Raw genomic sequence first — 14,440 nt, forward strand, 5'->3', positions numbered from 1 at the left:
GCCGGGTTACTCGCCGGCCGGCGCCTCGTCGCCTTCGCCGGCCATGTTCTGCTGGTGGTCGCCCATGTTATCGGGCCGCGGGCCGCGATGACGGCGGCGGCGGTTACGTCCGCCGAAGCGATCGCCGCCCTGGTTGCCTTGATTGCCCTGATGCTGGCCGCCGTGGCCGTTCTGCTGTCCCTCGGCCGGCGCGCCGTTCTGCTGTCCGCCGGTGATGAAGGAGGGCAGGCCGCCGACCTCCTGATGTTCGTTGTTGTTGTTGCGCGGCTGGTTGAACTGCCGTCCGCCCTGCTGCTGCGGCTGCTGCACACCCTGCTGCGGAAACTGCGCGTCACGCGGCAGATAGGGCTGCGGCTGGTCGCTGCGCGGAATGAAGGGTTCGTTGTTGCCCTGCGCAACCGCCTCGTCGTCGTCGCCGTCGAAGCCGTCGTCGTTCTGCGGGAAGCCGGACGGCTGCTGCTGTTGCTGGTTGTAATACGGGTTCTGCTGCCGGAACTGCTCCTGCGCCGCCGCGATCAGACGGAAATAATGCTCGGCGTGCTGGTAGTAATTCTCGGCCGCGACCGGATCGCCGGAACTCTGCGCATCGCGCGCGAGCTGGATGTATTTATCGGCGACGTGGTTTGCGGTGCCGCGGATTTTGACGTCGGGACCGTTCGACTCATAAACCCGGGTGAGCGGATTCTGACTCTTGCGGTGGTTGCGGCCCCGCATGCGCTTCTGACCGTTTCTCATGTCTCTCCGTCACTTACCTTTCATTCGGCGCGGTCCGTTGCCCGGGCCGCCGCGTAGAGGGTCGAACTTTCATTGCGTTACAGCACGCCGGCTCACAGCGTCACATGCCGATCGGTCTCATGCTCCATCGCAACGCAGACCAAGACGCGGCCTCTGCCGCGGCAAGCGCGTTTGCGCGAAGTCATCCGATCATTAGCGCGATAACCGCATCAGCCCCGTAACCGCGATCATGTCGCAGTATTGCCGACCTTTCATGACGCGCATCGTTTTGTCGTTCTTCGAAAACCACAGCTCTTCGAAAACCACAGTCCTTCGAGAAACGATGCGCCTAACAGGTGAAGCATCCGGACCCGATCAGGGCGAGCGCGTACCAGGAAAACTGTGTTGTCCGGCTCGTCGCCATCCGCCTTCGCCGCTGGCCGCCTGCCGAAATCCGTTTCGTCCGGGTTCCGTATCAAGGGCGGCGCGACCGTCTCGGGTCGATTCCGTGACCGGAAGCTAGTCGTTTCCGCCCCCCATTCCAAGTGCTTTTTTGCACTTTTCGGATTGCGCTTAATTCATGGCGACGGGCCGTTAAGCCCTGCGTTACGCGCTTTTCCGGGCTGCGGGGCGCGCCAGCAGGGCGCGGGCCACGCCGCCGAGATCCTTGCGCGCCGGAGCCGGCACGGCGAGCCCTGCCTGTGTGAACAGCAGGCGGACGGCGTCCTCTTGCCCGATGCCAAGCTCGACGACCAGCAGGCCGCCGGGTGCGAGCAGCCGTCCGGCATCGGCGGCGATCGCGCGGTAGGCGGCAAGTCCGTCGGCACCACCGTCAAGCGCGAGCCGCGGATCATAGTCGCGCACCTCGGGTGCAAGCGCCGCGATCTCGGCGCTCGCAATATAGGGCGGGTTGGACACGACGAGATCGAACGGGCCTTCGACACCCCGCGCGATGTCCGCGGTGACGAATGCACACCGCGCTTCGAGCGCCAGCCGCGCCGCGTTGGCGCGCGCGACATCCAGTGCGGCGTCGCTGATATCGGCGCCGATGCCGGTTGCGTTCGGCAATTCGGTCAGCAGCGCGAGCAGCAGCGCCCCGGAGCCGGTGCCGATGTCGAGGATACGCACCGGCCGCTGCCGTCCGCCATTGGCGGTGACGGCATCGAGCGCAGCCTCGACGACCGTCTCGGTATCCGGCCGCGGCACCAGCACTGCGGCATTGACGGCGAGCTGCAGACTCCAGAATTCCCGCGCGCCGACGATGCGCGCCACCGGTTCGCGCGCAATGCGGCGGCCGGCCAGCGCGTCAATGGCGTCGATCTCACGGGCGTCGAGTAATCGTTCGCTGTCGACGACAAGCCGGGCGCGGTCGATACGCAGAGCGTGTCCTGCGAGGACGCGGGCATCGAGTTGCGGCGTATCGATGCCGGCGGCACGGAAAGCCTGGATCAGCGTTTCGACCGCGCGCGACAGCGAAATTCCCGCGCGCAGCCCGGCGACGGCGCGCGCCATCACATGCCTTCCGCCGCCAGCAATTCGGCCTGATGTTCGGTGACCAGCGCGTCGATCATCTCGCCCAGCGCCTCGCCCTCCATGACGGCGGGCAGCTTGTAGAGCGTGAGGTTGATGCGGTGGTCGGTCACGCGGCCTTGCGGGAAGTTGTAGGTGCGGATCCGCTCCGAGCGGTCGCCGGAACCGACCTGGCCGCGCCGGTCGGCCGAGCGTTCGGCATCGCGCTTGCTGCGCTCGGCGTCGTAAAGCTTGGCGCGGAGCATGGCCATCGCCTTGGAGCGATTCTTGTGCTGGGAGCGCTCCTCCTGAACCAGAACCACGATGCCGCTCGGAATGTGGGTGATGCGGATGGCGGACTCGGTCTTGTTGACATGCTGGCCGCCCGCGCCTTGCGCCCGCATGGTGTCGATCTTGAGGTCGGCCTCGTTGATGTGAATGTCGACATCCTCGACCTCGGGCAGCACCGCGACGGTCGCTGCCGAAGTGTGGATGCGGCCCGACGCCTCGGTGTCTGGCACGCGCTGCACGCGATGAACGCCGGATTCGAATTTCAGCTTGGCGAACACGCCGCGGCCGGAAATTTCCGCGACGACCTCCTTGTAGCCGCCCTTGGTGCCGTCGCTGATCGACAACACCTCGGTCCGCCAGCCTTGCGAGGCGGCGTAGCGCTCGTACATGCGGAACAGGTCGCCGGCAAACAGCGCCGCCTCGTCGCCGCCAGTGCCGGCGCGGATTTCGAGGATGGCGTTGCGCTCGTCCATCGCATCCTTCGGCAGCAAGGCGAGACGAAGCTGGTGTTCGATCGTTTCCGCGCGTTCGCGAAGGTCGGGGAGTTCTGCGGCCGCCATCTTGCGCATTTCGGCGTCGGTCGAAGCGTCCTCGATCATGGCCTGGAGACCGTCGATTTCCTCGGTCACCTGCCGGTAGGATTTGATGACATCGACGACGGGCGAGAGATCGGAAAATTCCCGCGACAGTGAAACGAATTCATCGCCGGTGACGCCGCTTGCGAGCTGGCTTTCCACCAGCGCATGGCGATTGACGAGGGCGGAGAGCTTCTGTTGCGGGAGCATGGCGACTTGCGGTCAGATCTGGATGTTTTCGGCCGCGGCGAAGCTCTTCAGCTCCTCGCGGATGGAGATGCTGCCGACCGGCTTGTCGAGCAACGGCAGAATGGCCGCCTCGGCCTTCTTGACGTCGAGGTCGAGCAGGGCGGCCTTGACGGGACCGACAGCCGAAGGCGACAGCGACATCGCCCGATAGCCGATGGCCGCCAGCGCGATGGCGGCGAGCGGCTGCGACGCCATCTCGCCGCACAGCGCAACCGGCTTGTTATGAGTGCGCCCCTTGTCGACGATTGATTTCAGCGCGCGCAGCACCGGCGCCGACAGGTTGTCGAAGCGCTCGGACACGCGGGAATTGCCGCGGTCGGCGGCGTACAGGAACTGCATCAGGTCGTTGGAGCCGACCGAGAGGAAGTCGACGCGCTCCAGAAGGTCGTCGAGTTGCAGCAGCAGCGAGGGAACCTCGACCATGGTGCCGATGTCGACGCGCTCGGGCAGCGAGTGGCCGTGCCGGCGCAGATGCGTCAGCTCCGCCTCGACCAGCTCCTTCGCCTTGTCGAATTCCTCGACCGCCGCGATCATCGGGAACATCACGCGCAATTGCCGGCCGCCGGCCGCGCGCAGCATGGCGCGGACCTGGCTGCGCAGCAGCCCCGGCCGGTCGAGGCCGAGGCGAATCGCGCGCCAGCCGAGCGCGGGATTTTCCTCTTCCACGTTGCGCATATAGGGCAGCACCTTGTCGCCGCCGATGTCGAGCGTGCGGAAGGTGACGGGCTTTCCGCCGGCGGCGTCGAGCACCGAGCGATAAAGCAGAAACTGCTCGTTGGTGCGCGGAAACGCGTTAGCGACCATGAACTGCAGCTCGGTGCGGAACAGGCCGATGCCGCTGGCGCCGGTTTCCTCGATGTGCGGCAGGTCGATCAGCAGGCCGGCATTGATCATCAGGTCGAGTTTCTGCCCGTCCTTGGTGACGCAAGGCCGGTCGCGGAGCGCGCGGTATTGCGCCTGCCGCCGCGCACGCAGCTTCACCCGCTCCGCATAGGCGGCTTCGATGTCGGGCGAGGGCCGGAAATGGACGAGGCCGGAACTGCCGTCGACGATCATGGCGTCGCCGGATTCGGCAATGCCGGTGGCGTTCGGGATTTCACCGACCGCGGGGATGCCGAGTGCGCGCGCGACGATCGCGACATGCGAGGTGGTGCTGCCTTCCTCGAGTACGAGGCCGCGCAGCCGCTTGCGGTCGTAGTCCAGCAGCGCGGCCGGACCCATCGAGCGCGCGACCAGCACGGCGTTGAGCGGCAATTGCTCGCGCGAGGGCGCATGGTCGCGCCCCATCAGCACGCGCATCAGCCGGTTGGCGAGATCCTCGAGGTCGTGCAGGCGGTCGCGCAGATAAGGATCCTGCGCGCGCAGCATGCGGGCGCGGGTGTCGGACTGCACGCGCTCGACCGCGGCTTCAGCGGTCAGACCGCCGTTGGAGACAGCTTCGCGGATGCGGCGCATCCAGCCCTGATCGTGGCCGAACATCCGATAAGCTTCGAGCACGTCGCGATGTTCGCCGTCCTCCGCCATCTCGCCGCTCTCCAGCAGGCGGTCGAGGTCGGCGCGCATCGTCGAGATCGCGGTATCGAGACGTTTCAATTCCTTCGGCACGTCGTCGGCGATCACGTTGGTGATGACGACGCGCGGCTCGTGCAGCACGACATGGCCGAGCGCGATGCCGTCCGACAGCGCGATCCCGCTCTGGTGCTGGCTGTGGCGGGCGGCGGGTTCCGCGCCGGGGCGGGCGAGGGAGGACAGTTCGCCCGAGGCGACCATTTCCGCGACGACCATCGCGGTCGTCTGCAGCGCTTCTTCTTCTTCCTCGGAGTAGGTGCGGCTGGCGCGGTTCTGCACGACCAGCACGCCGAGCGTGTTGCCGGCACGCAGCACCGGCACGCCGAGGAAGGAGTGATAGATTTCTTCGCCGGTTTCCGGGCGGAACGAGAAGGCCGGGTGGTCTTGCGCTTCCGACAGGTTGATCGGCTTCGCCTCGCGGGCGACCAGGCCGACGAGGCCCTCGTCGGCGTTCAGCACCGTCTGGTGGACCGCTTCGCGCTTCAGACCTTCGGTGGCGTATAGCTCAAGCGTTCCGTCTACCCGCAGGATGTAGACAGAGCAGACCTCCGCCACCATGTTGGCGGCGATCAGCACCACGATCTTGTCGAGACGGTCCTGCGCGCTGACCGGCTCCGCCATCACCTCGCGGAGCCGCCGTAACAGCACGCGCGGACCGCCAAGCGCGCCACGCATTGTGTCGTTCCTTATGCCGCGGCCCCTGCCACGGCGTGCCTACGGCCCGATCATGTACGGAAAACGACTGGGGGTCTCGCCGCCCCGGCCGCATTCACGCTGAGGCTATAGCGAACGGGCCATGCAAGGCGCAAGCCAAGGGAGCCGGAGCCGGCCAAATCGGTCTTGCAGTGCGGGATAACGCGGACCGCCGCGGTTCGCCGGTCAGCGCCGCGGTTCCGATTCGCCCTTGCGAAAGAAGCTGCCGAGTGCGGCGGTCTCGGTCCTGTCGCCGGCCACATCGACGGCGAGCCGCTCGTAGAGCCTGGCGATGGCATCGAACATCTGCCGCTCGGAGCCGGGGCCGACAAAGGCCGCGACCTCCTCGAACTCCGCGACCCAGCGATAGGCCTTCGGGAACATGTCGGGGATGCCGCGCTCGAGCTTGCCGAGCAGCGGCGCCTGGCTGCGTTGCCATTCGCGGTTCAGCGCGGCGGCGACGCCCTCGCGTTCGGCGGCGAGGATCACGGCGGCGCCGAGCGCCGTCACGCCCTTGTTGAACGCGCCGTAGCACATCTTCAGCGCCGAGGCGTCGCCGGTCTTGCCGCCCATGATCTCGACCGCGAGACCGTGGCTCTGCAATGGGGCGAGCCGTTCGCTCGCCGGACCGGAAACGTAAAGGCGGGTCGCATGGCTGCCGGCCTTCGGCGGCGGTCCGATGATGCCGCCATCGATAATGTCGCAGCCGGTCGGGCGCAGCAGATCGACGATCTCCTGCATGGTCTGCGGATTGATGGCGTTGCAGTCGGCATAGAGCGGCTTGCGCTTTGCCGCCGTCAGCGCGGGCACGAGACGCTTTGCCAGCGCGAGCGCCTCGCCGGGCGGCACAACGGACAAAATGAAATCCGCGCCCGCGACGTCCGCTTCGTCCGCGTTGACGATGCCGGCTTCCGCCGCGCGCTTGCGGCTTGCTTCGCTGCGGCCGTCGAGCAGCGAGATCGTCTTTACGCCATTCTCTGTGAGGCGCGCGCCGATGGCGGCGCCCATCGCGCCGGTGGCAATGACCGCGACGGTGGGCGCGGTCGTCACGGCGTCAGCCCTTGTCGAGGCCGTAGAGCGAATGCAGCGTGCGCACCGCAAGCTCGGTATAGGCGGCGTCGATCAGCACCGAGAACTTGATTTCCGACGTGGTGATGGCGCGGATGTTGATATTGCGCTCCGACAGCGCCTTGAAAGCCTGCGCGGCGACGCCGGCGTGGCTGCGCATGCCGATGCCGATCACCGAAATCTTCGACACATCGGTCGCGCCGTCGAGCCGCTCGTAGCCGATCGCGCTCTTCGCCTTCTCGATGGTGCCGCGTGCGCGGTCGAAATCCGAGGCCGGCACGGTGAAGGTGAGGTCGGTGGTCGCGCCGTCGGCCGAGACGTTCTGCACGATCATGTCGACATTGATGTTGGCGTCGGCGAGCGGGCCGAAGATCGCGGCGGCGACGCCCGGCTTGTCCTGCACGCGGCGGATCGAGATCTGGGCCTCGTCCTTGGAGAAGGCGATGCCGGTGACGACTTGCTGTTCCATGATTTCTGCCTCGTCGCAGATAAGGGTGCCGGGCGGATTCTTCGAATGCGGGTCGATGTCTTCCGGCTTGTCGAAGCTGGAGCGCACGAAGATGCGCACGCCGTGCACCATGCCGAGTTCCACCGAGCGGACCTGCATGACCTTGGCGCCGAGGGATGCAAGCTCCAGCATCTCCTCGTAGGCAATCTTGTCCATGCGCTGCGCCTTCGGCACCACGCGCGGGTCCGTGGTGTAGACGCCATCGACATCGGTGTAGATGTCGCAGCGGTCCGCCTTGATGGCGGCGGCGATCGCCACCGCGGAGGTGTCGGAGCCGCCGCGGCCGAGCGTAGTGACGCGCCCGGTGTCCTTGTTCATGCCCTGGAAACCGGCAATCACCGCGACCTGTCCGCGCTCGGTGAAGCGCTTGACCAGTTCGTCGCCGTTGACGTCGAGAATGCGGGCGGAGGCGTGCGCGCCGTCGGTCAGGATCGGCAACTGCCAGCCCTGCCATGAGCGGGCGTCGACGCCCATGCCTTCGAGTGTGATGGCCAGAAGTCCGGCCGTCACCTGCTCGCCGGTCGCGACCACGGCGTCGTATTCGCGGGCGTCGTGCAACGGCGCGGCGTCGCGGCACCAGGCGACAAGCTGGTTGGTTACGCCCGCCATTGCCGAGACGACGACCGCGACCTGATGGCCGGCATCGACCTCGCGCTTGACGTGGCGCGCCACATTGCGAATGCGGTCGAGATCGGCGACCGAGGTTCCGCCAAATTTCATGACCAGCCGGGCCATCGAAAAATCCGCTAGTATCCTGAACCACTGACACGCGGCAGCGTCGGATTGGTCCGGCGCTGGCCGCAAAAGGCGCGTATACATACCGACGGCCCGGTTGCGCTGCAACAGCGGGCCGCGACGGCAGGGCCGGGGACTATCCTTAAGGTGAAGGATCAGACAGTGAACGCAAAAACCGCCCCCACCGTGGACCAGAGCGAGGTCGAGCGCTTCTCGCGGCTCGCCGCGACCTGGTGGAATCCGCGCGGCCCGATGGCGGTGCTCCATAAGTTCAACCCGGTCCGGCTGGCCTATATCCGCGACCATGCCGCGGAACGTTTCGGCCGCGACCGCAAGTCGATCGACTGCCTCGCCGGCCTGCGTGTCCTCGACATCGGCTGCGGCGGCGGCGTGCTGTCGGAGCCGCTGGCGCGGCTCGGCGCGCAGGTGGTCGGCGCCGACCCGGCGCAGGACAATATCGGCGTTGCGCAAACGCATGCGCAGGAAAGCGGCGTTGCGGTCGACTATCGCGCGACGACGGCGGAGGAGCTTGCCGAGGCCGGCGAGCGGTTCGACATCGTGCTGGCGATGGAGGTGGTCGAACACGTCGCTGATGTGCAGCTTTTCATCGACAGTTGCGCGGCGATGGTGAAGCCGGGCGGGCTGCTGTTCATGGCGACGCTCAACCGCACCATGAAGAGCTTCGCGCTCGCGATCGTCGGCGCCGAGTATGTGCTGCGCTGGCTGCCGCGCGGCACGCACAAATGGGACAAGTTCATCACGCCGGTCGAACTTGAGACGGCTATCGAGGCGACCGGGCTGCGCGTCACCGGCGAGCGCGGCGTGATCTATCATCCGCTGGCCGACCGCTGGCAGCTGTCGTCCGACATGGACGTCAATTACATGCTGGTGGCGCAGCGGCCGGAACAGGGAGAAGCGTCATGATTCTTGAGCTGGTCGAATTCAAGTCGCCGGAGGCGCAGACGCGCGATGAGGTGATGGAGGATGCCCGCCACGTCATCGCGAAGTGGCGCGCCAACCCGCAACTCAAGCGCAAGCATTTTCTGTTGAGTCTCGACGGCAAGACCGGTGGCGGCGTTTACATCTGGCCGTCGGTCGAGGCGGCGAAACAGGCGCACAACGAGGAATGGCGGCAAGCCGTCATCAAGCGCACCGGCTCGGAGCCGACCATCCGCTATTTCGATCTGTTTTTGCTGATCGACAACGAAAACGGCGCTGTCACCGAATTTGCCGCCGACGGACGGGAGCGGGCGCTCGCGCCGGTGTGACGCGCCGCCGCCCGCCGGTCCGTTGTCATCAGACGAATGTGGCCAGATAGATCATCGCGAACGCGATGATGACGGCGGTTGTGCTGGCGATCAGCACGAAGCGCACGTTATGCCCGGTGACGCCCTGCCGCGCCTCTGTCGTCGTCTTGACCGCGAAGTCGCGGTCGTAGTCGCTCATTCGGCCATAGTGGTGGAAGGTCATCGCGGCCTCCTATTTCGAGAAGTCAAAAGCTCCCTTCATCGAGCTGCTGTCCGCATACGTTAATGCGATGGAGTTGCATGCGGTTCCCGCAGCGCCATTCCGGCGCCGCGGAAGGCTTATGCTGCAACAGCGGATTGACCGCTTTAAGGCGAAGCGGCACGGTGCTGCCGCATTTCGCTCCACCCGCTGATACCGCTCCTCTCATGATCGTCTCCCCCTGGCTCTGGGTTGTTTTCACGCTGATCGCCGCGGCGGCACAGACCGCGCGCAACGCCATGCAGCGCGAGCTGACGGTGACGCTCGGCACCGTCGGCGCGACGCATGTGCGCTTTCTGTTCGGCTTTCCCTTTGCACTGTTGTTTCTCGCCGGCGTGTTGTTCGTCACCGGTAAGCCGGTGCCGCGTCCGCCGCTCGAATTCTGGCCGTGGGTGATCGGCGCGTCATTCGCGCAGGTGCTTGCGACGGCGCTGATGCTGGCGGCGATGGGGGAGCGTTCTTTCGTCGTCGCCATCGCCTATATCAAGACCGAGCCGGTGCAGGTCGCGCTGTTCGGCCTCGTCGTGCTGGGCGACAGGCTGACATGGCCGATCGCGCTCGCGATTTTGATCGCCACCGCCGGCGTGGTGCTGATGTCGCTGAAACCCGGCGCCGCCGCGCAGGTCAGCGCGAAGCCGACGCTGATCGGCATCGGCAGCGGCACGATGTTCGCGCTGTCGGCGATCTGCTACCGCGGCGCGATCCTGTCGCTCGACAATCCGGATTTCGTTCTGACCGCGACGCTGACGCTGGTGGTCGGGCTCGGCCTGCAGGCGGCTCTGCTGTCGCTTTATCTCGCGTTGCGCGATCCCGGCGTGCTGCGCGCCATTGTCAAGGCATGGCGGCCGTCATTGTTTGCCGGGTTTCTCGGCGCGCTCGCCTCGCAGTTCTGGTATCTCGGCTTTGCCATCGCCACCGCGGCCAGCGTGCGGACGCTGGCCTTGGTGGAGGTGCTGATGGCGCAGGCGGTGTCGCGCTTCATCTTCAAGCAGCCGACCTCGCCGCGCGAGGCCGCCGGCATCGTGCTGATCGTTGCCGGCGTCCTCTTGTTGCTGTACGCTCATTAGCGCCAGCGCGTGATCCCGAAAAGTGGGAACCGGTTTTCGGACAAGATCACGCGCCAAAAGTTCAGCGCATCACGCAGCCCTTGGGCACGCCGCGCCGCTTGCAGTAGACGACATGCGGCTTTGTCGCCGGCCGCACGACGCAGCCGACCGGAACGCCGGGGCCCGTGCAGTAGACGACGCGCGCCGGCGCGGCCGGCCGCGCGACGCAGCCTTTCGGGACGCCGACGGTCTTGCAGTAGACGACCGCTTCGGCCGGGCCGGACGGAAAGGTGATGAAGCCGAATGCCGCGAGCGCGAAAGCCGCGGCGGACATCGCAGTGATGCGAAGCATGATCGATCCTCGTGTTGGTCACATCGGGATCAAGGGCCGCCCCGTTGATCCGAAGTGGATCATAGAGAGTCCGGCGCCCGGCGTGTGCAGCCCGAGGCGGCTCGCCGGCGGATTATTTTTAGGTGGAACGTTTTGAGCTTAATTCCGCTCGTCGGGCAGGATCGGCAACGGGTGGAATTCGATGCCTTCCTCGGCAAGTTTCTTGGCCTCGTCGGTCGAGGCCTCGCCGTAGATCGAGCGGTGCTCGATCTCGCCATAGTGCATCTTGCGCGCTTCTTCCGGGAAGCGGCCGCCGACATTGTCGGCGTTTTTGGTGAGGTGGTCGCGCAGTTCCTTCAGCTTGCTGCGGAACTCGCGCTCCTGCGGCGACATCATCGCGACCGGCGCGGTGTCGGGAGTGTTGTCCGGCGCAGCGGACGAAACCGCGGCTTCTGGCGCTTGCGGCTCTGCCGCCCTTCGATTTTTGCTGCGCTTCTTCGCCGTCATCGACAGACGCGGCGCCATGATGGCTTTGTCGACCTTGGCCGAGCCGCAATGCGGGCAGGTGACGAGGCCGCGCTTGGCCTGCTTGTCGTAGGCGGCGGAATCCTGAAACCAGCTTTCGAAGTGATGGCCCTCGGCGCAGGCGAGCGCGTAGCGGATCATGGCTTGCTCCGCACCATGTGCAGATGCGCCGGCTCCGCCATCGGCTCGACGATCTCGAAGCGTCGGCCGTGCTGCAGCGAGGGAATGCGCGCCCGTGCGGCCGTCACCTGGCTCAAGTCGATCTCCGCCATGACGACGCCCGGCTCGGTGCCGCCTTCGGCGAGCACCTTGCCCCATGGATCCACGATCAGCGAATGGCCGAACGTCTCGCGGCCGTTCTCATGCTTGCCGCCTTGCGCCGCCGCGAGCACGAAGCAGCCGTTCTCGATGGCGCGGGCGCGGTTGAGCACATGCCAATGGGCTTCGCCGGTCTGTTGCGTGAAGGCCGATGGAATGGCGAGCATGGTTGCGCCCGCTTCCGCCAGAGCGCGATAGAGCGCGGGAAAGCGGAGATCGTAGCAGACGGTGACGCCGAGCCGGCCCCACGGCAGGTCGGCGGTGATCGCGGTGTCGCCGGGGCGGTAGTTGCGCGACTCGCGATAGCTCTCGCCGTTGGCAAGATCGACATCGAACATATGAATCTTGTCGTAGCGCGCGGCGATCTCGCCTTGCGGGTCGATGACGAAGCCGCGGTTGGCGGCGCGGTCGGCCGCGAGCTTGATCGCCAGCGAGCCGATATGGATGTAGAGGCCATGCTTGCGCGCGAGATCGCGGAAGGTGGCGAGTGCGGGATCGGCATCCTCGTCGCGGATCGCCGCGAACAGCCGCTCACGCTTGACCTCCATGATGTTGGTCATCTCCGGCGTCTGCACGTAATCGGCGCCGGCCGCTTTCGCTTCTTCGATCAGCTTGACGGCGGTTTCGATATTGGCGGCCGGCGTGATGCCCGAACGCATCGCGATCAGCGCCGCCCTGAAAGTGCCGGCTTCGCTCATGCCGGCTGGCCTTCGCCCGCGAGCAGGGGATCGAGTTTGCCGGCGCGCTCCAGCGCATGTAGATCGTCGCTGCCGCCGACATGGACCTTGCCGATGAAGATCTGCGGCACGGTGGTGCGGCCCTTGGCGCGCTGGATCATCGTCTCGCGCAGCGCGAAGTCACCGCTGACGTCGATCTCCTTGTAGGCCGCGCCCTTGCGGTCGAGCAGCGCCTTGGCCGACCGGCAATAGGGGCAGAACGGGGTGGTATAGACTTCGATCGGCGGCATGGGCGTCGTGTCCGGGCGGCAGAAAGCCGTGCCTTTTTATATGGGGGTGGACACCGGGGCCACAACCCGGGCGAATACCAGCACGTCGACATGAGCGGCGCCCGCCCGCAGCAGCGCCTTGGCGCAGGTGTCCGCGGTCGCCCCGGACGTCAGCACATCATCGACCAACACCAGCCGGCGCCCGGCCACCGCCGCTTTCGCCTCGGGCGCGACGCGGAATGCGCCCTGGACGTTGTCGGCCCGCTCGGGCTTGGAGAGGCCGACCTGCTGCGCGGTGGCGCGCACCCGCTTCAGGGCGTCGTGGGCGACCGGCACGCCGCGCTCCGCCGAGATTGCCCCGGCCAGCGCCGCCGACTGGTTGAAACGCCGCGCCCACAGCCGGCGCCAGTGCAGCGGCACCGGCACCAGCGCGTCGGCTTCCGCCAGCAGGTCGCGGCCCGCGCGCGCCATCCAGCCGCCCAACAGCGGCGCGAGGTCCATGCGGTCGCCGTATTTGAAGGCGTGCACCAGCGCGCGAGCGACATCGTCGTAGCGCACCGCGGCGCGGGCGCGGTCATAGGCCGGCGGGCTGGCGATGGCCTCCATCGACAACAGGCCGGGGCCGGGATCGTAGGTGAAGGGAATGCCGAGCCGCGCGCAGTACGGCGGTTCGATCATCGACAGTTTCGACCAGCAGGCGGCGCAAAGCCCGGCGCCGTCGCCGAGCGGCTCGCGGCAGCTCGGGCACAGCGGCGGCAGGGCAACGTCGAGCGCGAGGCGGACGGTCTGCCCCAGCGCGGAACGCAGTCGCGGCGCGAAAGTCAGCATGGCGGGATGAGGCTAGCATCGGCATTATTTGATTGTCATGCCCCGCGAAGGCGGGGCATCCATTAGTCACGCAACTTCATTGGTTACTGGATCGCCCGCCTTCGCGGGCGATGACAGTGGGAGAGCGATGACCGCAGGCCCGACGATTTTCGACCGAACTCTGCTGGCCGCACGGCTGCGCCGCGCGCGGGCGCTTGGGCCGGCGACCTTTCTGCTCGAGCGCGCCGCCGAGGATATGTCCGACCGCCTGCAGGCGGTGACGCGGAAGTTCGACCGCGCCGCCGATCTCGGCACGCCGGCCGATGCGGTGCGCCGCGCGGTGATGGCGATCGGCAAGGTGACCTCGATTGTGCCCGTGGGCTGGGGCGAGGCCGAGCTTGTCGTTGACGGTGAAGGGAAGCCGCTTGTGCCGGGCGAGCTCGATCTCGTCGTCTCCGCGCTGGCGTTTCAGTTCGTGAACGATCTGCCGGGCACGCTGGCGCAAATCCGCCGCGCGCTGAAGCCGGACGGGCTGCTGCTCGCCGCCATGCTCGGCGGCGAGACGCTCACCGAACTGCGGCAGGCCTTCGCGCAGGCGGAAAGCGAAGTCGAAGGCGGCGTGTCGCCGCGTGTCGCGCCGTTCGCCGACCTGCGCGATGTGGGAGCGCTGCTGCAACGTGCGGGACTGGCGTTGCCGGTTATCGACTCCGATCGCGTGACGGTGCGTTACGCCTCGATCTTCGATCTGATGCAGGATCTGCGCCGCATGGGCGCGACCAATGCGCTGGTCGAGCGCCGCCGCGCGCCGCTGCGCCGCGCAACGCTGATCCGTCTCGGCGAGATTTACGCGGAACGCTTCAGCGACAGCGATGGCCGTATCCGGGCCACCTTCGAAACCATCTGGTTGTCGGGCTGGGCTCCGCATGAGAGCCAGCAGAAGCCGCTGCGTCCGGGCTCGGCACAGCAGCGGCTTGCCGACGCGCTCGGCACGAAGGAACAGTCGGCGGGAGAAAAAGCGGGCGACTAGGGCAAGGTTATGCGCGGCAAGAA

16 protein-coding genes are annotated in these 14,440 nt (G+C 66.8%); 4 read left to right on the forward strand and 12 right to left on the reverse strand.

The features are described 5' to 3' along the window. Nucleotides 1-6: 6 nt before the first annotated feature. The 6 genes from AB7F10_RS18230 to AB7F10_RS18255 form a co-directional block, all read right to left on the reverse strand. Nucleotides 7-735, reverse strand: coding sequence for a DUF4167 domain-containing protein (locus AB7F10_RS18230; RefSeq protein WP_428564195.1), 729 nt, complete (start codon nt 733-735; stop codon nt 7-9). 585 nt (nt 736-1,320) lie between these two features. Then, nucleotides 1,321-2,226: a peptide chain release factor N(5)-glutamine methyltransferase gene (prmC, locus tag AB7F10_RS18235; RefSeq protein ID WP_428564198.1), complete on the reverse strand. Its 906-nt coding sequence runs from the start codon at nt 2,224-2,226 to the stop codon at nt 1,321-1,323. Next, entirely contained in the window at nt 2,226-3,299 is a 1,074-nt protein-coding gene (prfA, locus tag AB7F10_RS18240) for a peptide chain release factor 1 (protein WP_428564201.1), read from the reverse strand. The genes prmC and prfA overlap by 1 nt, the downstream gene beginning before the upstream one ends. A gap of 12 nt (nt 3,300-3,311) precedes the next feature. After that, nucleotides 3,312-5,582, reverse strand: coding sequence for a phosphoenolpyruvate--protein phosphotransferase (ptsP, locus tag AB7F10_RS18245; RefSeq protein WP_428564204.1), 2,271 nt, complete (start codon nt 5,580-5,582; stop codon nt 3,312-3,314). Nucleotides 5,583-5,786: 204 nt separating this feature from the next. Continuing rightward, the gene (locus tag AB7F10_RS18250) at nt 5,787-6,650 is read right to left on the reverse strand and encodes a DUF1932 domain-containing protein (RefSeq protein ID WP_428564207.1); all 864 of its coding nucleotides are present in this window, start codon (nt 6,648-6,650) and stop codon (nt 5,787-5,789) included. A 4-nt stretch (nt 6,651-6,654) separates the two neighbouring features. Further along, nucleotides 6,655-7,911 carry an aspartate kinase gene (locus tag AB7F10_RS18255; protein WP_428564210.1) on the reverse strand — a complete coding sequence of 419 codons (1,257 nt, stop codon included), beginning with the start codon at nt 7,909-7,911 and terminating at the stop codon, nt 6,655-6,657. A 162-nt stretch (nt 7,912-8,073) separates the two neighbouring features. Here AB7F10_RS18255 and ubiG point away from each other — a divergent pair, with 162 nt between their 5' ends. Both ubiG and AB7F10_RS18265 read left to right on the forward strand, forming a co-directional pair. Then, a complete protein-coding gene (ubiG, locus tag AB7F10_RS18260; protein WP_428564213.1) occupies nt 8,074-8,835 on the forward strand; it encodes a bifunctional 2-polyprenyl-6-hydroxyphenol methylase/3-demethylubiquinol 3-O-methyltransferase UbiG in 762 nt (253 codons plus the stop codon). Next, on the forward strand, nt 8,832-9,179 hold the full coding sequence (locus tag AB7F10_RS18265; protein WP_428564216.1) for a monooxygenase: 348 nt from the start codon (nt 8,832-8,834) through the stop codon (nt 9,177-9,179). The genes ubiG and AB7F10_RS18265 overlap by 4 nt, the downstream gene beginning before the upstream one ends. Nucleotides 9,180-9,207: 28 nt before the next feature. Here AB7F10_RS18265 and AB7F10_RS18270 read toward each other — a convergent pair whose 3' ends face one another. Further along, on the reverse strand, nt 9,208-9,381 hold the full coding sequence (locus tag AB7F10_RS18270) for a hypothetical protein (protein WP_428564219.1): 174 nt from the start codon (nt 9,379-9,381) through the stop codon (nt 9,208-9,210). A 203-nt stretch (nt 9,382-9,584) separates the two neighbouring features. On the opposite strand from AB7F10_RS18270, the gene AB7F10_RS18275 reads away from it, so the two are divergent. Next, nucleotides 9,585-10,484 carry a DMT family transporter gene (locus AB7F10_RS18275; RefSeq protein WP_428564222.1) on the forward strand — a complete coding sequence of 300 codons (900 nt, stop codon included), beginning with the start codon at nt 9,585-9,587 and terminating at the stop codon, nt 10,482-10,484. Nucleotides 10,485-10,545: 61 nt separating this feature from the next. On the opposite strand, the gene AB7F10_RS18280 is transcribed toward AB7F10_RS18275, so the two are convergent. From AB7F10_RS18280 to AB7F10_RS18300, 5 genes are all read right to left on the reverse strand, one after another. Further along, on the reverse strand, nt 10,546-10,815 hold the full coding sequence (locus AB7F10_RS18280; protein ID WP_428564225.1) for a hypothetical protein: 270 nt from the start codon (nt 10,813-10,815) through the stop codon (nt 10,546-10,548). Nucleotides 10,816-10,953: 138 nt separating this feature from the next. Continuing rightward, nucleotides 10,954-11,460: a DUF1178 family protein gene (locus tag AB7F10_RS18285; protein ID WP_428564228.1), complete on the reverse strand. Its 507-nt coding sequence runs from the start codon at nt 11,458-11,460 to the stop codon at nt 10,954-10,956. Beyond that, nucleotides 11,457-12,335, reverse strand: a complete 879-nt coding sequence (locus AB7F10_RS18290) for a carbon-nitrogen hydrolase family protein (protein WP_428564231.1) — start codon at nt 12,333-12,335, stop codon at nt 11,457-11,459. The genes AB7F10_RS18285 and AB7F10_RS18290 overlap by 4 nt, the downstream gene beginning before the upstream one ends. Next, nucleotides 12,332-12,604: a glutaredoxin 3 gene (grxC, locus tag AB7F10_RS18295; protein ID WP_428564234.1), complete on the reverse strand. Its 273-nt coding sequence runs from the start codon at nt 12,602-12,604 to the stop codon at nt 12,332-12,334. The genes AB7F10_RS18290 and grxC overlap by 4 nt, the downstream gene beginning before the upstream one ends. Nucleotides 12,605-12,640: 36 nt before the next feature. Beyond that, entirely contained in the window at nt 12,641-13,411 is a 771-nt protein-coding gene (locus AB7F10_RS18300; RefSeq protein ID WP_428564236.1) for a ComF family protein, read from the reverse strand. A gap of 127 nt (nt 13,412-13,538) precedes the next feature. Between AB7F10_RS18300 and AB7F10_RS18305 the strand changes: the two genes are divergently transcribed. Further along, a complete protein-coding gene (locus AB7F10_RS18305) occupies nt 13,539-14,417 on the forward strand; it encodes a methyltransferase domain-containing protein (RefSeq protein ID WP_428564239.1) in 879 nt (292 codons plus the stop codon). Nucleotides 14,418-14,440: the final 23 nt, after the last annotated feature.

The organism is Pseudolabrys sp. (genome assembly GCF_050250095.1).
Classification (GTDB): domain Bacteria; phylum Pseudomonadota; class Alphaproteobacteria; order Rhizobiales; family Xanthobacteraceae; genus Pseudolabrys.